The sequence below is a fragment of the Paractinoplanes deccanensis genome (assembly GCF_016862115.1).
Lineage (GTDB): Bacteria > Actinomycetota > Actinomycetes > Mycobacteriales > Micromonosporaceae > Actinoplanes > Actinoplanes deccanensis.
The window spans coordinates 29,723-48,787 of sequence record NZ_BOMI01000030.1 but is presented as its reverse complement, the minus strand read 5'-3'; the positions used below and the strand labels follow the sequence as shown (position 1 = coordinate 48,787).

18 protein-coding genes and 1 riboswitch are annotated in these 19,065 nt (G+C 72.5%); of the genes, 16 read left to right on the top strand and 2 right to left on the bottom strand.

Features of this window, described 5'->3' with window-relative positions; translation table 11 throughout:
• Positions 1-125: 125 nt before the first annotated feature.
• From Ade02nite_RS09100 to Ade02nite_RS09065, 8 genes are all read left to right on the top strand, one after another.
• Positions 126-485: a response regulator gene (locus Ade02nite_RS09100; RefSeq protein WP_203761109.1), complete on the top strand. Its 360-nt coding sequence runs from the start codon at positions 126-128 to the stop codon at positions 483-485.
• Positions 482-1,927, top strand: a complete 1,446-nt coding sequence (locus Ade02nite_RS09095; RefSeq protein ID WP_203761108.1) for a DUF7125 family protein — start codon at positions 482-484, stop codon at positions 1,925-1,927. Before Ade02nite_RS09100 ends, Ade02nite_RS09095 begins: the two co-directional genes overlap by 4 nt.
• 107 nt (positions 1,928-2,034) lie before the next feature.
• The gene (locus Ade02nite_RS09090) at positions 2,035-2,490 is read left to right on the top strand and encodes a GNAT family N-acetyltransferase (RefSeq protein WP_203761107.1); all 456 of its coding nucleotides are present in this window, start codon (positions 2,035-2,037) and stop codon (positions 2,488-2,490) included.
• 187 nt (positions 2,491-2,677) lie between these two features.
• Complete coding sequence (locus Ade02nite_RS09085; protein ID WP_203761106.1) at positions 2,678-3,640, top strand: LacI family DNA-binding transcriptional regulator; 963 nt, start codon at positions 2,678-2,680, stop codon at positions 3,638-3,640.
• Between the two features lie 13 nt (positions 3,641-3,653).
• Complete coding sequence (locus tag Ade02nite_RS09080) at positions 3,654-4,856, top strand: extracellular solute-binding protein (RefSeq protein WP_203761105.1); 1,203 nt, start codon at positions 3,654-3,656, stop codon at positions 4,854-4,856.
• Positions 4,853-5,908, top strand: a complete 1,056-nt coding sequence (locus Ade02nite_RS09075; RefSeq protein ID WP_203761104.1) for an ABC transporter ATP-binding protein — start codon at positions 4,853-4,855, stop codon at positions 5,906-5,908. Before Ade02nite_RS09080 ends, Ade02nite_RS09075 begins: the two co-directional genes overlap by 4 nt.
• A complete protein-coding gene (locus Ade02nite_RS09070; RefSeq protein ID WP_203761103.1) occupies positions 5,905-6,783 on the top strand; it encodes an ABC transporter permease in 879 nt (292 codons plus the stop codon). Before Ade02nite_RS09075 ends, Ade02nite_RS09070 begins: the two co-directional genes overlap by 4 nt.
• Positions 6,780-7,655 (top strand): ABC transporter permease, encoded by an 876-nt coding sequence (locus Ade02nite_RS09065; RefSeq protein WP_203761102.1) that lies wholly within the window; start codon positions 6,780-6,782, stop codon positions 7,653-7,655. Before Ade02nite_RS09070 ends, Ade02nite_RS09065 begins: the two co-directional genes overlap by 4 nt.
• 1 nt (position 7,656) lies before the next feature.
• Here Ade02nite_RS09065 and Ade02nite_RS09060 read toward each other — a convergent pair whose 3' ends face one another.
• Positions 7,657-8,103 carry an SRPBCC family protein gene (locus tag Ade02nite_RS09060; RefSeq protein ID WP_203761101.1) on the bottom strand — a complete coding sequence of 149 codons (447 nt, stop codon included), beginning with the start codon at positions 8,101-8,103 and terminating at the stop codon, positions 7,657-7,659.
• A 114-nt stretch (positions 8,104-8,217) separates the two neighbouring features.
• Between Ade02nite_RS09060 and Ade02nite_RS09055 the strand changes: the two genes are divergently transcribed.
• The 8 genes from Ade02nite_RS09055 (at position 8,218) to Ade02nite_RS09020 (ending at position 17,689) form a co-directional block, all read left to right on the top strand.
• A complete protein-coding gene (locus Ade02nite_RS09055) occupies positions 8,218-8,955 on the top strand; it encodes an SIMPL domain-containing protein (RefSeq protein ID WP_203761100.1) in 738 nt (245 codons plus the stop codon).
• 315 nt (positions 8,956-9,270) lie between these two features.
• A complete protein-coding gene (locus tag Ade02nite_RS09050) occupies positions 9,271-9,894 on the top strand; it encodes an HAAS signaling domain-containing protein (protein WP_203761099.1) in 624 nt (207 codons plus the stop codon).
• Positions 9,895-10,062: 168 nt separating this feature from the next.
• Positions 10,063-12,867, top strand: a complete 2,805-nt coding sequence (locus Ade02nite_RS09045) for an FAD-binding and (Fe-S)-binding domain-containing protein (protein ID WP_203761098.1) — start codon at positions 10,063-10,065, stop codon at positions 12,865-12,867.
• 11 nt (positions 12,868-12,878) lie between these two features.
• Positions 12,879-13,051, top strand: a riboswitch (cobalamin riboswitch).
• A 29-nt stretch (positions 13,052-13,080) separates the two neighbouring features.
• Positions 13,081-14,115: an ABC transporter substrate-binding protein gene (locus Ade02nite_RS09040; RefSeq protein WP_203761097.1), complete on the top strand. Its 1,035-nt coding sequence runs from the start codon at positions 13,081-13,083 to the stop codon at positions 14,113-14,115.
• 62 nt (positions 14,116-14,177) lie between these two features.
• A complete protein-coding gene (locus Ade02nite_RS09035) occupies positions 14,178-15,104 on the top strand; it encodes a FecCD family ABC transporter permease (RefSeq protein ID WP_239168652.1) in 927 nt (308 codons plus the stop codon).
• A gap of 17 nt (positions 15,105-15,121) precedes the next feature.
• A complete protein-coding gene (locus Ade02nite_RS09030; RefSeq protein WP_239168651.1) occupies positions 15,122-16,105 on the top strand; it encodes a FecCD family ABC transporter permease in 984 nt (327 codons plus the stop codon).
• Complete coding sequence (locus tag Ade02nite_RS09025; RefSeq protein ID WP_203761096.1) at positions 16,102-16,887, top strand: ABC transporter ATP-binding protein; 786 nt, start codon at positions 16,102-16,104, stop codon at positions 16,885-16,887. The genes Ade02nite_RS09030 and Ade02nite_RS09025 overlap by 4 nt, the downstream gene beginning before the upstream one ends.
• Positions 16,888-16,921: 34 nt before the next feature.
• Positions 16,922-17,689: a sulfite exporter TauE/SafE family protein gene (locus Ade02nite_RS09020; RefSeq protein WP_203761095.1), complete on the top strand. Its 768-nt coding sequence runs from the start codon at positions 16,922-16,924 to the stop codon at positions 17,687-17,689.
• Between the two features lie 91 nt (positions 17,690-17,780).
• Here Ade02nite_RS09020 and Ade02nite_RS09015 read toward each other — a convergent pair whose 3' ends face one another.
• Positions 17,781-19,064 carry an MFS transporter gene (locus tag Ade02nite_RS09015; RefSeq protein WP_203761094.1) on the bottom strand — a complete coding sequence of 428 codons (1,284 nt, stop codon included), beginning with the start codon at positions 19,062-19,064 and terminating at the stop codon, positions 17,781-17,783.
• Position 19,065: the final 1 nt, after the last annotated feature.

The window sequence follows — 19,065 nt, the reverse complement described above, 5'->3', positions numbered from 1 at the left end:
AAGTCAACCGGGGCGTTGTCCTCGGATCCGGCCCGCCGGCGATTCCGCGATAGCCCACCGGAGCGGGCGTTTCGGTCGATAGGGTCGAATTGACACGTTGCCGCCCTCGACGAGCGGATGGAGTGATGGCCAAGGTCCTGGTGGTCGATGACGAGCCCGATCTGCGGTTCCTGCACCGTCGCATCCTCAGCCGGGCCGGTCACGAGGTGATCGAGGCGGGCGACGGCGTGGCCGCGCTCGAGGCCGTGCGCTCGTCGCCGCCCGATCTCGTGGTCACCGACGTGATGATGCCGGTCATGGACGGCATCGAGTTCATCCGCGAGCTGCGGGCCGATCCGGCGACCGCGGCGATCCCCGTCCTGGCCGTCAGCGGCGACTGGCAGCTGGTGACCGAGGCCGACGTCGCACTCGCCAAACCGTGTCGCGGTCCCGACCTGGTCGCGGCCGCCGACGACCTGCTGCGGAAGGGAAGTGCCGGGCGGTGACGCGACTGACGACCGGCCAGGCGGACCTCGACCTGGTGCTCGGGGGCGGCCTGGAACCGGGATCCGTGGTCGTCGTGTCGGGGCCACCCGGCGCGGGCAAGACCATCCTGGCCCAGCAGCTGTGTTTCGCCATGGCCGGGCCCGAGCACAAGGCCGTCTACTACACGACCCTGTCCGAGCCGCACTCCAAGCTCGTCGAGCACCTGCGCGATTTCACGTTCTTCTCACCCGAACGCCTCGGCCCCGAGGTCGAGTACGTGCACCTGGGCGACCTGCTGTGCGACAGCGGCACGAACGACCTGGCGCCGGTGGTCGACGAGGTGATCCGCAAGGCGTTCGACGATCAGCCGGCCGTGGTGGTCATCGACAGCATGAAGGTGCTGCGCGACTTCGTCAGCGATCACGACCTGCGCATGTCGCTCTACGACCTGACCAGCAAGGTCGCCCACAGCGGAACCGTGCTGATGCTGCTGGGCGAGTACACGGCCGACGAGACGCAGACGTGCGCGGAGTTCACCCTGGCCGACGGGATCGTGCAGCTGTCCTACCGTTCCCGGGAACCGATCGACCGGCGCGGCCTCCGGGTGGTCAAGATGCGTGGCACCTCGCATGTGCAGGGCACGCACACCGTCCACATCAGCCGCGACGGAGTGCAGGTCTATCCGCGGATCGAGTCGCTGCTGCTCGAGGAGCACCGGCCCGAGCGGGGCCGGATCCCGACCGGTATCGAGGGCCTCGACGCGCTCCTGGGCGGGGGCATCCCGCACAGCGACGCCACCCTCGTGCTCGGGCCGTCCGGCGTCGGCAAGACGATCGCGAGCATCCAGTTCATCGGCGAAGGGCTCGCGCACGGCGAGCGGTGCCTCTACATCAGCTTCCAGGACAGCGCCGAGGAACTGATCGCCATGGCCGGCCGGCTCGGCTGCGACTTCAACGCGGCCCGCGCCGACGGCCGGCTGGAAATCTCGCACGTGCCGGTGGGCAACCTCGACCTCGACGGCGTGGCCGCGGTCGCCCGGCACCATCTGGCCGAGGGCGGCACCGCCCGGATCGTGATCGACAGTCTCGCCGAGATGGCCCACACCGCCCGGGAGGCCGAGCGGTTCCCCGCCTACCTGCGCAGCCTGCTCGGCCTCGTGCGCAGCGCCGGGGCCTCGCTCTGGGTGACCAGCGAGACCCGGACGATCGGCCCCATGGACGAGCCGCTGGCCGGCCTCATGTTCCTGTTTCACAACGTCATCCAGATCCGCTACATCGAGCACTGCGCGGAGATCGGCCGGGCCGTGAACATCCTCAAGATGCGCAACAGCGGCCACGACTACGCCCTCTACGGCTACCACGTCAGCGGCACCGGCGTCGCCGTCGGCGACCGGATCGAGAAGGTCACCGGAATGCTGGGCTGGAGCGCCCTGCGGGACTGCCCGTCCGGGGGCGAGCTCTGAGCCGTCCGGCCGGCGCAGGGGACCGAACGCGGCCCGCGGCTCCGCCTGTGTGACTCCCTGGCCGGGCTCCGGGCCGTCCGCCGGGCCGGCTCGATAGGTTGTCGGTCATGACGGAGGTGCGGCTGGAGCCGATGACCGAGGACGAGTACAAGCCGTGGCGGGCGGAGGCCGAGGCGCATTACGCGCGCAGCGCCGTGGCGTCGGGCCAGTCGGAGCAGGACGCGGCCCGCGCCGCCGCCGACACCTACGCGCGGCTGCTTCCCGGCGAGTTCGACACCCCCGGCAACCATTTCTGGTACGCCTACGACGGCGACCGCCGCGTCGGGTTCCTCTGGATCAAGGTCGACCACAGCACCGCCTTCGTCCACAATGTCGCCGTCGAGGCCGGCCTGCGCCGCCGGGGCTACGGCCGCGCCATCATGCTGGCCGCCGAGCGCTGGTGCCACGACAACGGGCTGACCCGCATGAGCCTGCACGTCTTCGCGCACAACACCGGGGCCCGGGCCCTCTACGAGCAGCTGGGCTTCGCCGAGACCGGCCGCAACATGGCCAAGGCCCTCTAACCGCACGGCGGCCTGCCACAAGGCGGCCCGGCACGACCCGTAGCCGGCGGTGCCGGCCTCGCGGCCCGGCGGCGTCCTGACCATGATCTGTAAAGGTTTTCACGCGCCCAGAAAGAGATCATGGTCGATGCATTGACATCTGTCTGAAACGGATTGCAGGCTTGCCGGAAACCTCGCGGAGGCCGGCATGGCAGTGACCATCAAGGACGTCGCCCGTGCGGCCGGCGTCTCGGCCGCCACCGTCACCCGCGCGCTGTCCAAGCCCGAGGTCGTCCGCCCCGCCACCCGCGACCGGGTCAAGGAGATCGCGGCGAGCCTCGGCTACCACCCCAACCGCGCCGCCCGTGGGCTGATCACCGGCCGCACGGGCAACCTCGGGCTGCTCGTCCCGGATCTCGGCAACCCGTTCTTCCCCAGCATCGTCAAGGGTGTGCAGGCCCGCGCGCACGAGGCCGACCACGCCGTCTTCCTGGCCGACACCGACGAGGACCCGGCGGCCGAGGCGGGCCTGGTGCGCAAGCTCGCCAAGCAGGTCGACGGCGTGCTGCTCTGCTCGCCGCGGATGGCCGAGGCCGAGATCCGGGCGCTCGCGACCGAGGTGCCGACCGTGCTGCTCTACCGCCGCGTCCCCGGGGTCGCCTCGGTCACCGCCGAGTTCCTCGACGGGATGCGGCAGGCGGTCAGCCACCTCGTCGCGCTCGGCCACCGCCGCATCGCGTACGTCGCCGGCCCGCGCACCTCGTGGGCCAACCGGGAACGCGTCCGCTCGCTGCGGGCCGTCACCCGGACGAGGGTCGAGCTGGTCGAGACGGGCAACGTCGTCCCGCAGTTCGAGGGCGGCGTCTCGGTGGCCGACCAGGTGCTCGCCGCGGAGGTCACCGCGGTGATCGCGTACAACGACCTGGTCGCGCTCGGCCTGCTCCACCGGTTCGCGGCGCGCGGCGTGGCCGTGCCGCACGACATCAGCGTGCTCGGCTTCGACGACATCCCCCTCGCCGCGATGGTCCACCCCGCGCTCACGACCGTCGCCCTCCCCAAGGACCAGGCCGGCCAGGCCGGCGTGGACCTGCTGCTCCGCGAGCGGCACAGGGAACGGCGCGAACTGCCCACCCAACTGATGGTGCGGGGCTCCACCGGTCCCGCCCGATGAGAAGGGCTGCGACATGAAGAAGACCGCCCTCGCCGCGGCGGCAGCGATCGCCTTGCTGGCCACCGCCTGCGGCGCCCCCGAGAGCCCGAACAGCGGCGGCGACGCCACCGGCCCCGTGCCGGCCAAGCCGGACAGCGCCGTCACCCTCAACATCCTCGACGTCGCCGGCAACCTCCAGCTGACCCAGGGCATGATCGACGAGTTCGCCGCGAAGAACTCCGATCAGATCGGCAAGGTGACCTACTCCAAGGCCACCGCCCCCGAGCTGGTCGGCAAGATCAAGGCCCAGCAGAACGCGAACCGGGTCGACATCGACCTGGTGCTGACCGGCGTCGACGGCCTCGCCGCCGGCATCGAGCAGGGCCTCTGGACGCCGCTGCTGCCCGCGTACAAGGATCGCCTCTCGGGTATGAACGGCTACTCCGAGGGCGCCGCGGCGATGCAGAAGCTGGCCGGCGACCACGGCGTCACGGTCACCTACTACCCGTCCGGGCCGCTGATCGAATATCTGCCCGCCAAGGTGCCGAGCCCGCCGAAGACGGCGGAGGAGCTGCTGGCGTACGCCAAAGCGAACCCCGGCGCTGTGCAATATGCCCGCCCGTCCAACTCCGGCCCCGGGCGGACCCTGCTGATGGGCCTGCCCTACCTGCTCGGCGACAGCGACCCGAAGGACCCGATCAGCGGCTGGTCGAAGACCTGGCAGTACCTGGCCGAGCTCAACAAGTACGTCACCCTCTATCCGTCCAGCACGTCCGAGACGATGAAGAACCTCGCCAACGGCTCCGCGAAGATCATCGCCTCGACCACCGGCTGGGACATCAACCCGCGGGTGCTCGGCACGGTGCCCAAGGAGGCTCAGGTCGGTGCGCTGGAGGGCTTCCACTGGGTGACCGACGCGCATTACGCGGTCATTCCCAAGGGCGTGCCGGCCGGCAAGCAGGCCGCCATCCTCAACCTGCTCGCCGACATGCTCACGCCACAGCAGCAGGCGAAGGCGTACGACAAGGGCTACTTCTACCCGGGACCGGCCGTCGAGGGCGTCACGCTCGACATGGCGCCGGCCGAGAGCCGGCAGGCCATCCAGGAGTACGGGCGTCCCGAGTACGACAAGCTCATCGCGGACCACCCGCTCGAGGTGCCGCTCGACGCGAAGGCCCTGGTGGCCGCGTTCGACAAGTGGGACCGCGAGATCGGCGGCGCGAAGGTGAAGAAGTGACCACGTTCTCCGAGCTGCGCCTCGACGGCGTGCGCCGGCGCTTCGGCGGCAAGGACGCGCTCGCCGGGCTCAGCCTGACGATCCGGCGGGGCGAGTTCATCGCCCTGCTCGGGCCGTCGGGCTGCGGCAAGTCGACGGCGCTGAACTGCCTGGCCGGGCTGCTGCCGCTGACCGAGGGCAGCATCTGGCAGGACGGCGACCGGCTCGACACCCTGCCGCCGGAGCGTCGCGGCTTCGGCATGGTGTTCCAGAGCTACGCGCTGTTCCCCCATCTGTCGGTACGCAAGAACATCTCCTTCGGCCTCCAGATGCGCCGCCTGCCCCGCGACGAGGTGCGCCGCCGCACCGACGAGGCGATCAAGCTGGTACGCCTGGAGGAGCACGCCCGCAAGCTGCCCGGCCAGCTCTCCGGCGGCCAGCAGCAGCGGGTGGCGATCGCCCGCGCCGTGGTGCTGGAGCCGTCGCTGGTGCTGATGGACGAGCCGCTGTCCAACCTCGACGCCAAGCTGCGCCTCGAGATGCGCACGGAGATCCGCCGGCTGCACCAGTCGCTCGGCCTCACCACGGTCTACGTGACGCACGACCAGGAGGAGGCGCTGTCGCTCGCCGACCGCCTGGTGGTGCTGCGCGACGGCCGGGTCGAGCAGATCGGCACGCCGGAGGAGCTGCACAACCGCCCGGCGAACCGGCACGTCGCCGACTTCATGGGCTACCGCAACCTTGTGCCGATGCGGGTGAAGGCGGTGCACGGCGACACAGTGGCCCTCGACGGCTCGGGGCTGACCCTGGAGGGCACGCCGGTGGGCCCGGTGGCGGCCGGCGACGAGGTGGTGGCCGGCATCCGCCCCGAGGACCTGCGCGCCGGCCCGCACGGGGTGCCGGTCACCGTCGAGGTGGTCGAATACCAGGGGCGCGAGCTCGCGGTCGAGGCCCGTACCGAGGAAGGGGTCGCTCTCTTCCTGCGCGCCGCCGAGCGGCCCGCGCCGGGCGACCGGATCACGGTCACCGCCGCCCCGTCCCGCGTGCTCGTCTTCGGTGCGGGGACGCGATGACGCGCGCGGCCCTGCGGCACCGGCTCGCCGAGCGCGGCATCGACCGGCAGCTGCTGCTGCTCGCGCCCGCGCTGGCCTGCGTGCTCGCGCTGTTCGTCTATCCGTTCGCGTACGGGATCGGCCTGTCCTTCCAGCCGGCCGAGGGCGGCGTGCTGGGCGCGTACCGCACGTTCTTCACCGACGCGTACCAGAGGGACACGATCGCGACGACGCTCGGGCTGGCGCTGCCGGCGGCGATCCTCAACGTGGCCGCGTCGGTGCCCATCGCGTACCGGATGAGGGGCCGCTTCCGTGGCAAGCGGCTGCTCACGACGGTCCTCGTCGTGCCGATCACGCTGGGCACCGTGCTGACCGCCGAGGGCCTGCTCAACTATCTCGGGCCGACCGGCTGGTTCAACCGCACGCTCATCTCGGTCGGGCTCACCGACGCGCCCGTGCGGCTCACGAACAACTACTGGGGCGTGTTCTTCTCGCTGGTGATCACCGGCTTCCCGTTCGCGTTCCTGCTGATCCTGTCCTACCTGTCCGGCATCGACCCGACGCTGGACCGGGCGGCGGCCACCCTTGGCGCGCCCTGGTGGCAGCGGTTCCGCCGGATCACCCTGCCGCTGCTCGCGCCCGGCCTGGCGACGACGTTCTGCCTCACCTTCGTGCTGGCGTTCAGCGTCTTCCCCTCGGCGGTGCTGGTCGGTGATCCGGCCGGCGAGACCCGGGTGATCTCGATCGCCGCCTATCACGCCGCGTACGAGGTCTACGACTACCCGCTGGGCAGCGCCATCGCCGTGATCATGGGGCTGGTCGAGCTCGCGGTGGTGGCCGTGGTGCTCGGCCTGCGGTCGCTGCTCTACACCGGATCGACGGGAGGCAAGGGATGACCGCAACTCTGGAGAAACCGGCCGCCGCCGTCGAGACGCGGCGCAAGCGGATCGTGGCCTCGCCCGGCGCCTGGCTGGTCTGGGGCGCCGTCGCGTTCTTCTTCGTCAACCTGGCCGGCGTGATCGGCTCGGTGGTGGTCAACTCCTTCGGCGAGCGCTGGTTCGACACGTGGCTGCCGTCCGGCTGGACCACCCAGTGGTACGCGTCCGCGTGGAACGAGTTCGGCCTCTTCCCGATCCTCGTGGTGACCCTGGAGGTGGCGCTGCTGGTCGTGGCGATCTCGGTGCTGGTGGGCGTGCCCGCCTCGTACGTGCTGGCCCGCCGCTCCTTCCCCGGCCGGCGCCTGGTCTATCTGCTGTTCCTGCTCCCGATCCTGATGCCGCCGATCACGTACGGGATCCCGCTGGCGACGGTGCTCTACAAGTACGGCCTCGCCGGCCACCTCGCGGGTGTCGTCCTGGCCAACCTGGTCCCGTCGATCCCGTTCGTCATCCTCACCATGACCCCGTTCATCGAGCAGATCGACCCCGCCGTCGAGCGGGCCGCCCGCATGTGCGGCGCGCGCACGTGGCAGGTCTTCCTGCGCATCCTCTCGCCGCTGCTGGTCCCCGGCATCCTGGCCGCGTCGATCCTCGTGCTGGTCCGCACGGTCGGCATGTTCGAGCTGACCTTCCTGACCGCCGGGCCCGACTCGCAGACCCTGGTGGTGGCGCTCTACTACTCCATGTCGGCGGCCGGGATCCGCGCCCAGCAGTCGGTCGACGCCATGGCCGTCATGTACACGGCGTCGATGCTGGTGCTGCTCGTCGTCGCGCTGCGCTTCGTCAACCCGACGCAGCTGGTCGCCCGCGTCAAGGAGGACCCCGACTGAGTCACGGCCGCTCGTGCTCGGCGTACCGGTCGAGGGTGGTGGTCCACAGGCGCGCGATCAGCCGCTGCATCGGGGGCAGGTGGAGCAGGAACAGCAGCGGGCGCTGCGTGGCGCGGGCCCCGGTGTTCTCCCACTCGGCGTGCACGTGGCTGCCGCCGCCGGTGCCCGGCGTGATGCGCACCAGGCCGTCGCCGGCACCGCCGTAGCTGCTCTCCACGGTCGTCCAGCGGATCACGCCGGGGTCGGACCAGTCGTAGCGGACGACCACCCAGAATGGTGATCCCGCGGTGCCCTCCCGGGCGACCGCCCAGGTGTCGCCGAGCTCGCGTAATTCGTATTTCCTCGGGTCCAGGGTGCGGTTCCAGATCCGCGGCCGGTGATCGGTGAAATCGGTGAACGCCCGGCGCGCCAGCTCGGGTGAGGCTTTCGTGTCGACGTCGAATCTCATGGTTCCATCGGAGCACGGGGGCTTCGCCACGGTCCAGATCCGCCGGTCACCCGCGAGGTGTGCTTATCCGCGAATACCGCCTGGATCGTGGCCCGGCCGATTTGAATGGGAAGAATGACTCGGTCCCGCTTTGTCAGGCGCCTGCTCGCCGTGCCGGCGATGCTCGTCGCGCTTTCCCCGCTGCCGTTCGAGGCCCCTCCCGCGCACGCCTCGGCGGCCCCCACCGTCGAGCAGTCCCGCGAGAGCATCGAGGTCACCGGCACTGGTGAAGCGTTCGGTGAGCCCGACGCGCTCGCCGCCCAGTTCGCGGTGGAGGCCGGCGCGCCCACCGTCGGCCAGGCCCTCGACCGGGCCAACGCGGCGGCCACCCGAATGCGAGAAGTGCTCGCCCGCGCCAAGGCCGAGCTGCAGACCTCGCACGCCGCCATCAATTCCACAGTGAACGACAAGGGCGACATCGTCGGCTACACCGCACATCAGGGGCTCACCGCGAAGATCCGCGATTTGTCGCGGGCCGGCGCCCTGATGTCCGAGGCGATCGCGGCGGGCGGCGACGCGGCCCGGCTGAACGGCGTGTCCTTCACGATCGAGAACGACACCGCGCTGCTCGCCGAGGCCCGCAAGAAAGCGTTCGCCGACGCCCGCGAAAAGGCCGAACTGTACGCCCGCGAGGCGGGCCGCCCCCTCGGCCGCGTCGTCGCCGTCACCGAGGCGTCCGCCATCGACGGCGGATCCCCGGAGCGCGACGGCATGGCCGCCGCCGACTCCCGCGTCCCTCTCGAGCCGGGCCGCCATCGCCTCGCCGTCACGGTCACCGTGGAGTGGTCCTTCGGCGGACGGCACGCGGTCTGACAGAGACGGACCGACTGCGGAGGTGATCACCGTCGAGACCGCACCCCTGGGCGGCCGCCGCGCCGGATGCCACTGGGCCGCCACGCCGTCGTCCTGGGTGCGCCGCTGCGGGAGCCGCGGCTACCGCGAGTGGAACGCCTTCCGCCGCGCGGAGCGCCGCCGCAGCCGCCACGAGGCCCGTCGTGCCCTGCGCGCCGGGGCATCGGCCGAAAGGCAGAGGCGGGGTGCGGGATTCGGTCCGGGGACCGATGTGCGGGCGGGGTGCCGGCGCCGATGCTGGTGACCGTCGCGCCGGATCAGCATCGGGGGAGAACAATGACGTCGGCACCGCTGGCACACACGGACGTGGTTGTCCTGGACTATCTGGCCGCGCTCTGGGCGCAGAGCGACGACCTCTCGCCCGAGCTGCGCGACGACCTGATGAGCACGGTCGCCGACTACATCGCGATGCGGCGCACGTCGCCCAGCTCGCCGCTGGACGACCCGGCCGAGATCATCAGCCGGTTAGGGCCGCCGGAGGCGCTGGTGGCGGCGGCGCGGCGGGGGAGCCTGCCGCCGCACATCCGGATGCCCGCCCTGGTTCCGCCTCCCTCGCCGGCCGCCACCGGCGGGGGAGCGGTCGCCCGGGGAGCGACCGCCGGCGGGGCCGCCGAGCACACCGCGATCGGGCTCATGACGGCCGGCGCCCTCGTGCTGCCAGGGGTCGCGCCGGTGGCCGGCATGCTGCTGGCGAGCGGGTCGCCGCACTGGACGCCCGCGCAGAAGGCCACCGCCTGGTTCCTCACCCTCGGCAGCGGGGCGGCCGCCTTCGCGTTCCTCATGCTGCTCGCCGCCGCCGGCAGTGGCGCGGCCGCCGCCGTCTTGTTCTGCTACATGATCGCGGCAGGCGGCTCCCTGGCGGCCGGCTGGCGGCTGTACGACGGGCTGCGGCGCGCCTGACCGCGGACGGCGCCGCAACACTGCGGACGGCGGCCGCTGGACGGGTGGCGGTCCTGACTGTGGGACGGCGACCGGCACCTCGCGGCGGGTGAACGGGCGGCGACTACCATGGCGGCGACGCCCAAAAGGCGAGTTCACCGCCGCTTCGCAGCTGTATCGGAAACTGAGATGACTAGCGACACCGACCTGACCGCCAGCCTGCGCCGGGCCGGTGTTCCCGACGTCCTCACCGACGCGGCGCACCGATCCGCGTACGCGAGCGACGCCTCGCTCTACCGCGTGGTGCCGCTGGCGATCGTGCGGCCGCGGCACGACGACGACGTGGCGGCGACGCTGCGGGTCTGCCGTGAGCTGGGCGTGCCGATCACCGCGCGCGGTGCGGGCACCTCCGTGGCGGGCAACGCGATCGGGCCGGGTGTCGTGCTCGACTTCAGCCGGCACATGAACGAGGTGCTCGCGGTCGATCCCGAGGCGCGCACCGCCCGGGTGCAGGCCGGCACGATCCAGGCCACCCTCCAGGCGGCCGCGAAGCCGTACGGCCTGCGCTTCGGCCCCGACCCGTCGACGCACACGCGCTGCACGATCGGCGGGATGATCGGCAACAACTCGTGCGGGGCGCGGACGCTGGGCTACGGGCGCACCTCGGACAACGTCGTGGGCCTCAGCGCGTTCACCGTCGACGGCGAGCGGCTGGTCACCGACCCGCTCGCGGGCGCCGACAAGGTCGTCGACGAGCTGCGCAACGTCATCGGGGCCCACCTCGCGATCGGGCGTACGGAGTTCGCGCGCTTCGGCCGCCAGGTGTCCGGCTACGCGGTCGAGCACCTGCTGCCCGAGAACGGCTTCAACCTCACCGAGTTCCTGGTCGGCAGCGAGGGCACGCTCGCCGTGATCACCGAGGCGACGGTACGGCTGGTGGCCGACCCGGCGTACCGCACCCTGGTGGTGCTCGGTTATCCCGACTTCGGCACCGCGGGCGACGTCATCCCCACGATCCTGGAGTTCCGGCCGACGGCCTGCGAGGGCATCGACTCGCGCATCTGCGACGTGGTGCGCAGCCGCCGCGGTCCCGATGCCGTCCCGCCGCTGCCGGGCGGCACGGCCTGGCTGATGGTCGAGATCGCCGGCGACGACCGGGACGAGGTGCGCGAGCGTACGAAGCGGCTGGTCGCGGCCGCCGGGGCGGTCGACTCGCGGGTGGTCGAGGACACCGCCGAGGCCGCACCGCTGTGGAAGATCCGGGAGGACGGCGCGGGCCTGGCCGGCCGGGCGCCGTCGGGGCTGCCGGCGCACGCGGGCTGGGAGGACGCGGCCGTCCCGCCCGAGAGGATCGGCGCCTACCTGCGCGACTTCGACCTGCTGGTGGAGCGGCACGGGCTCACCGCCATGCCGTACGGGCACCTCGGCGACGGCTGCGTGCACGTGCGCCTCGACTTCCCGCTCGACAAGCCGGGCGGGCCGGGCCGGTTCCGGGCGTTCCTCGAGGACGCGGCCGATCTGGTGGTCGGCTACGGCGGATCGCTCTCCGGCGAGCACGGCGACGGGCGGGCGCGCAGCGAGCTGCTGACAAAGATGTACTCGCCCGAGGCGATCGACCTGTTCCGGCGGATCAAGCACACGTTCGACCCGCGCCACCTGCTCAACCCCGGCAACCTGGTCGACCCCGACCCCGTCGACGCGAACATCCGGGTGTCGCAGGCGCGGCCGGTGACGGCGAAGCTGGCGCTGGCCTACCACGCCGACGGCGGCGACTTCAACCAGGCGGTGCACCGGTGCACGGGCGTGGGGAAGTGCCGCGCGGACACCACGGTGCTCGGCGGGGTCATGTGCCCGTCGTACCTGGCGACGAAGAACGAGAAGGACTCGACGCGGGGCCGGGCGCGGGTGCTTCAGGAGATGCTCGACGGCGACCTGGCTCCGGACTGGCGCGCTGAGGCCGTACACGATGCCCTGGATCTCTGCCTGTCCTGCAAGGGCTGTGCGTCGGACTGCCCGACCGGCATCGACATGGCGGCGTACAAGTCCGAGGTGCTGCACCAGAGCTACAAGGGGCGGGCGCGGCCCCGGTCGCACTACTCGCTGGGGTGGCTGCCCCGGTGGTCGCGGCTGGCGTCCAGGATGCCCGCCTTCGCCAACCTGATGACGTCGCTGCCGGGCGTCCGCGGGCTCGCTCTGTACTTCGCCGGCGTCGACAAACGGCGCTCGATCCCCACCTTCGCGGCCAAGACGTTCCGAGCCGGATATGTCCCGCGAAAGACCGGCAAACCGGTGGTGCTGTTCGTGGACAGCTTCACGGATCACTTCTCGCCGGAGATCGCGCAGGCCGCGGTGGACGTGCTGGTCGACGCGGGCTACGCACCGCAGGTCACGAGCCGCAAGGCGTGCTGCGGCCTGACGTGGATCTCGACGGGGCAGCTGGACGCGGCGCGCCGGATCCTCGGCCACACCGTCGACGAGCTCCACAAGTCGGTGAGACAGGGCATCCCGGTGGTCGGCCTGGAGCCGTCGTGCACCGGCGTGCTGCGGCAGGACGCGGTCGAGCTGGTCGACAACGACGCGGCTCGCGAGGTGGCGGCGGCCACCAAGACCGTGGCCGAGTTGCTCGCCGAGACCGAGGGCTACCAGCCGCCGTCGCTCGAGGGCGTGCGCGTGATCGCCCAGCCGCACTGCCACCACCACGCGGTGATGGGGTGGGACGCCGACGCCAAGCTGCTCAGGAAGGCGGGCGCGACCGTCAAGCGGCTCGGCGGCTGCTGCGGGCTCGCCGGCAACTTCGGCGTCGAGCGGGGCCACTACGAGGTCTCCGTGCAGGTGGCCGAGCAGCAGCTGCTGCCCGCGCTGGACAAGGCGCAGGACGGTGACATCTTCCTCGCGGACGGCTTCTCCTGCCGTACGCAGGCCGCCGACCTCGCGGACACGCAGGGCAAACACCTGGTGCAGCTGCTCGCCGAGCACACCCGCGCGCGGGCCTGACGCCCGTACGGCTAAGGTGATCTTGCCGTGGTGAACGGGAAGCCGGTGTGAGACCGGCGCGGCCCTCGCCACTGTGAACGGGATGCCGGCGGCCACCGCGAGGTCACTGGGCGTGCGCCTGGGAAGGCCGGCCGCCGGAGCGTCACCCGTCAGCCAGGAGACCGGCCACGGCACCGCAACGACCCGTCCACGAGGTGCTGGAAGGCGGTCCCGATGCGCGTGCGCGCTGTACGGTCCCCTCTGTCCTGGCTCGCTGCCGTCCTGGCCGCGGGTCTCCTTCTCGCCGGCTGCTCCGGCCCGGCCCGGAGCTCGGCCGCGCCCGCGGCCGGCATCACGAACTGCGGCGTGACGGTGCCCACGGGCACGCCGCCGGCGCGGATCTTCGCGGCGTTCCACAACGGGGTCGAGGCCGTGTACGCGCTCGGCGCCGGCGACCGGCTCGTCGGCGCGGCGTATCTCGACAATCCGCTGCTGCCGGACTATGCCGCGCGGTTCCACCCGGACCTCAAGAAGCCCGCGTACTACCCCGAGGAATACCCGAGCCGCGAGGAGGTGCTGCGGCTCGACCCGGACTTCGTCGTCTCCGGTTTCACCGGCGCGTTCACCGCCGAAGGGCTCGGCACCCGCGCCGAGCTCGACCGGATCGGCATCGGGTCGTACCTGTTCAGCCAGTACTGCCCGTCCGCCGACGGCAAGGACCAGAAGGACCTGGCCGCCAACGACGTCTCGCTCGACAGCGTCTACGGCGACCTCACGAACCTCGGCGTGGTCCTCGGCAAGACGGCCGAGGCGCGAGCGCTCGTCGAGAAGATGAAGAAGACGGTCGCGGACACGGAGAGCAAGCTCGCGGGCGTGTCGCGGCCGAGCGTCGCCATGCTCAACCGGCCCGGCGGCGGCGAGCTGCGCGTCTTCGGCACCGGCGACGTGGCCACCACGATCATCGAGAAGGCCGGCGGTACGCAGGCGTTCGGCGACGTCGCGGGCCGGCTCACCCGGATCGGCACCGAGGAACTGATCAAACGCCGCCCCGACGTCATCGTGGTGCCCGCCTGCTGCGGCGCCGACGTCGGCCCCGGCGGCGCGCAGAGCGTCATCGACGGGCTGAAGTCCGACCCGGCGCTCGCCAACGTGCCGGCCGTGCGCGACAACCGCGTCTACGCGGTCACCTTCGCCGAGGTCACGCCCGGTGTGCGCAACGCCGATGCGGTCGCGAGCCTGGCGAAACTGCTGCACCCGGAGCGGTTCTGAGCCGCCGCGCCCTGGGCCTCGTCGCGGCCGTCGCTCTGCTGGCGGCGGCCGCGCTGGTGTCCGTGCTCGTCGGCACTCAGACCATCGGGGTACGGGCGGCGCTCGGCACCTGGCTGCACCCGGACGGCTCGGACGCGCAGCGCATCGTGGCATACCTGCGCGTCCCGCGGACCCTGGTCGGCATCCTGGCCGGGGCGGCGCTCGGCGTCGCCGGGGGACTGCTCCAGGGCGTGACCCGCAACGCGCTGGCCGGCCCGGAGGTGCTCGGCGTCAACGCGGGCGCCGCGCTCGCCGTGGTGCTCGGCATCGCCGTGTTCGGCGTGCACACGTTCGGCGGCTGGGTGTGGTTCTCGTTCGCCGGGGCGGCGCTGGCCGGGGCCGGCGTCTACACGCTCGGCTCGCTGGGGCGCGGCGGCGCGACCCCTGTGAAGCTGGCCCTGGCCGGGGCGGCGGCGACCGCGCTGCTCGGCGGGCTGACCACGGCGCTCACGCTGCTCGACATCAACACGTTCACCGCCTACCGCTACTGGTCGGTGGGGGCGCTGACCTCGGCGGACGCGGCGGTCATCCGCACGGCGCTGCCGTTTCTGGCCGTGGGCGCGGTGCTGGCGGTGGCCTCGGCGCGGGCGCTCGACGCGTTCGCGCTCGGCGACGACATGGCCCGCTCGCTCGGGCAGGGCCTGGCCGCGGGGCGGGCCACCGCGGCGCTCGGGGTCGTGGTGCTCGCGGGCACGGCGGTGGCGCTGGCCGGGCCGATCGCCTTCGTCGGGCTGACCGTGCCGCACATGGCGCGGGCGATCGCCGGTCCCGCGCACCGGTGGCTGCTGCCGTACTCGGCGGTGATCGCCCCGATCGTGCTGCTCGCCGCCGACGTGCTCGGCCGCGTGATCGCGCGGCCCCAGGAGGTGCAGGCCGGGATCGTGACGGCGATCGCCGGGGCGCCGTTCTTCGTCGCGCTGGTGCGCCGGCGCGGGCTGGCCTCGCTTTGAGAGCGGATTCGCGCGCCGTGGTTGCCACGGTCGCCGCCCTCCTCGTGGCCCTGGCGGCGATGATCGTGTCGCTCGGCGTGGGCGACTTCCCGATGCCGCTGTCCGACGTGCTGACGGTGCTGCTCGGCGGGCAGGGATCGACCCGGCGCAGCGCGTACGTCGTGCTCGACCTGCGGCTGCCGCGGGCGCTCGGCGCGCTCGCGGTCGGTGCGGCGTTCGGGCTCTCCGGAGCGATCGTGCAGCGGGTCGTGCGCAACCCCCTGGCCAGCCCCGACGTGGTGGGCATCAACGCGGGCGCCGCGGTGGTGGCGGTCTTCCTGGTCGTCGTGCTCGGCGCGGGCCCGCACGCGGTGGCGCTCGGCGCGCTCGCCGGGGCGGTGGCGACGGCGGCGGCGATCTACCTGCTGTCGCGCCGCCGCGGGGTGACCGGCTATCGGCTCGTGCTGGTCGGCATCGGGGTCACCGCGATGCTCAGCTCGGTGACCGCGTACCTGCTGAACATCGCGAACATCTACACCGCCGAGCAGGCCGCCATCTGGCTCTCCGGCAGCCTGGCGGGGCGTACGTGGGCGCAGGTCGTGCCCGTCCTGATCGCGCTCGCGGTGCTGCTGCCGGTGGCGTTGCGGCTGGCCGGGCCGCTGCGTGCCCTGGAGCTCGGCGACGACCTGGCGCGGGCCCTGGGCACCCGCGCCGAACACGCGCGGGCCGGCCTGCTGCTGACCGCGGTGGCGCTGGCGGCGGTGGCGACGGCGGCGGCCGGGCCGATCGCCTTCGTCGCGCTGGCGGCGCCCCAGATCGCCCGTCGCCTCGTACGCGAACGTGGTCTTGCCCTTGTCACGTCGGCGGCCGTCGGCGCCGCGCTGCTGGCGGTCGCCGACCTCGCCGCCCGCCGCCTGCTCGCGCCGGTCGAGCTGCCGGTCGGGGTGCTCACGACGGTGCTCGGCGCGCCCCTGCTCGTCTGGCTGCTGGCCAGAGCCAACCATGTCGGGAGGACCGGATGAGTGTGTTGCGCGCGGCCGGGCTCGGCCTCGGCTACGAGGGACGCCCGGTGGTCGCCGGCCTCGACCTCACCGTGGCGCCGGGCCGCATCACCGCGGTCGTCGGCCCGAACGCCTGCGGCAAGTCGACGCTGCTGCGCGGGCTGGCCCGGCTGCTGCGCCCCACGGCGGGAACGGTGCTGCTCGACGGCCGCGACATCCACCGGCTCTCCACCCGCGAGGTGGCGGCGCGCGTCGGGATGCTGCCGCAGCAGCCGACCGCCCCCGACGGCATCACGGTCGCCGACCTGGTGGCCCGCGGCCGGCACCCCCATCAACGGTGGCTGCGCCAGTGGTCGGCCGAGGACGAGAACGCCGTCGCCGCCGCGATGGTGGCCACCGGCGTGACGGACCTCGCCACGAGACCGGTCGACGAGCTCTCCGGCGGCCAGCGGCAACGGGTGTGGATCGCGCTGGTGCTGGCCCAGGAGACCGGCCTGCTGCTGCTCGACGAGCCGACCACCTTCCTCGACCTCGCCCACCAGCTGGAGGTGCTCGACCTCCTCCAGGACCTCAACACGGCCGGCCGTACGGTGGTCGCCGTGCTCCACGACCTCAACATGGCCTGCCGCTACGCCCACGAGATCATCGCCATGCGCGACGGCGCGGTCCTGGCCCAGGGCCCACCGGCGTCGGTCGTGGACGCCACCATGGTCGAGAAGGTCTTCGGGGTCCGGGCCCGCGTCATCACCGACCCGACGACCGGAACCCCGCTGGTGCTGCCCGAGCCGCGGCCACGCCCGTGACCCTCCTCTCTGGTGCCGTTTTGTGGTGTGGGCCGTGACCGTTGCCGAGGTGCTGGTCCTGCTCGGCGGCGGCATGGTGGCCGGCACGATCAACGCGGTCGCCGGCGGCGGCTCGCTGATCACGTTCCCGCTGCTGGTCGCCCTGGGCCTGCCCGGCGTGGCCGCGAACGTCAGCAACGCGCTGTCGGTCGCGCCCGGCTACGCCGCCAGCGCCCTCGCCGGCCGTGCCGACCTGGCCGGCCAGGCCCGCCGCGTCCGCTCGATCATCCCGACGATCGTCGTCGGCACCCTCTGCGGCAGCTCGCTGCTGCTGTTCACGCCGCGCTCGGTCTTCGACTTCGTGGTGCCGTTCCTGCTCCTGGCGGCCGCCGCGATGATGGCCTTCCAGACCAGACTGCGCGCCCTGGCACGCCTGGGCGGCGGCGCCGCACCGCCCGAGCGGCGCGACCACTCGGCCCTGTTCGTGCAGCTCGCCGTCTTCTTCTGCGGCGTCTACGGCGGCTATTTCAACGCCGCCATGGGCCTGCTGCTGATCGCCGCGCTCTCCCTGGTCCTCGACGAGACGCTGCGCCGCATCAGCGCCCTGAAGAACGTCTTCTCCGCCGTCGTCGGCATCACCACGGTGCTGACCTACAGCGTCTTCGGCCCGGTCAACTGGGCGACCGTCGCCGTCCTGGCCCCGGCCACCATGCTCGGCGGCATCCTGGGCGCCCGTGTCGCCCAGCGCCTGCCGGCCGAGGCGCTGCGGTGGACGATCGTCGCCTTCACCACCGCCGTAGCGGCGATCCTGCTCATCACGTGACGCGCCGACAGGCAGACAGAACGTTCGTTCTCGCGACGGCCGGGGGACGGAGCGTTCCCGCCACGCTGCCGGCAGACAGAGCTGTGGGTTCTCAGTGGATCTGATCCGTCCGGGTCTTCCGTGGTGGTCGTCGTCTGCGGGGGATTGAGCGGGGCTCGGTGGCCGGGAAGGCGGTGTTGCTCTTGGCGAGGATTCCCGCGGTGGCGAGGAGGCAGAGGGCGCCGATGGCAGTCATGACTGGCGGGTAATGGCCGGTGGCGGTGTAGAGGGCGGCGGCGCCGAGCGGGGCGATCGCTTTGGCGACGGTGACCGGCGTGGTCAGGGCGCCGGCGATGCTGGCGTAGGCGGTGGTGCCGTAGCGGTCGGCGAGCAGGGTGGGGCCGGCGAGACTGGCCACGCCGAATCCGATGCCGAACGCGGTGACGCCGGCGATCGCGCCGAGCCGGCTGGCGCCGGCCAAGGGCAGGAAGAACGCCGCAGCCGCTTGGATGGTGAAGACGACGGCGACGACGGCGGGCAAGGCGACGCGGCGCTGGGCGGCGGTGAGTACGAGGCGGCCGGTGACCGATAGGACGCCGAGCAGGCCGGCGATCGTCGCGGCGAAGGTGGCGGGATGCCCGGCGGTGGTGAGGAATCCGGCGAGGTGGACGGTCATGGTGCTCATGGCGGCGGCATGCGCGACGAAGGCGATGGCCAGGCACCAGAACCGGGCGTCGCGGGTGGCCACGCGGACCAGTGCCCGCCGTCGTGCCGGTGTGGACCGCAGGGTCGCGGGCTGGCGTGGCGGGCGGCGTATGGCGCCGGCGTGCAGCGGTACGGCGATCAGGCCGTAGCCGGCGGCGAGTGTCAGGAGGGTGGTGCGCCAGCCGTAGTGGTCGTTGAGCAGGCCGGTCAGGGGCATGAAGATGGTGCTGGCGAACCCGGCGACCACGATCATCGTGAGCAGCGCCCGGGGTCGCCGGGCGGTGTCGAACCACGAGACGATCACGGCGGTGGCGGCGTCGTAGAGGGCCATGGCCATGGCGGCCCCTAGGCCGGCGAAGACGAGGTAGAGCTGCCACAGGGTGTGGACTTGGGACCAGGCGGCCAGCAGCAGGCTGCCGCTGATCGCGCCGGTGGTCATCAGGGCCCGGCCGCCGTGCTGGTCGAGCCACCGGCCGACCGGGACGGCCATGGCGGCCCAGGCGAGTATGGCGATGGTGAGCGCTCCGGTGACGGCTGCCGGGGTGGTGTGCAGGTCGACGGCGATCGGGTGGAGCAGGACGGCGAAGCTGTAGTAGAGGCAGCCGTACCCGATGGTCTGGGTGATCGCGAGGACCGCGACGATCCGCCGGCCGGCCGGGTGGCCGGCCGGCGGGGCCGCGGAGGCTTTCACG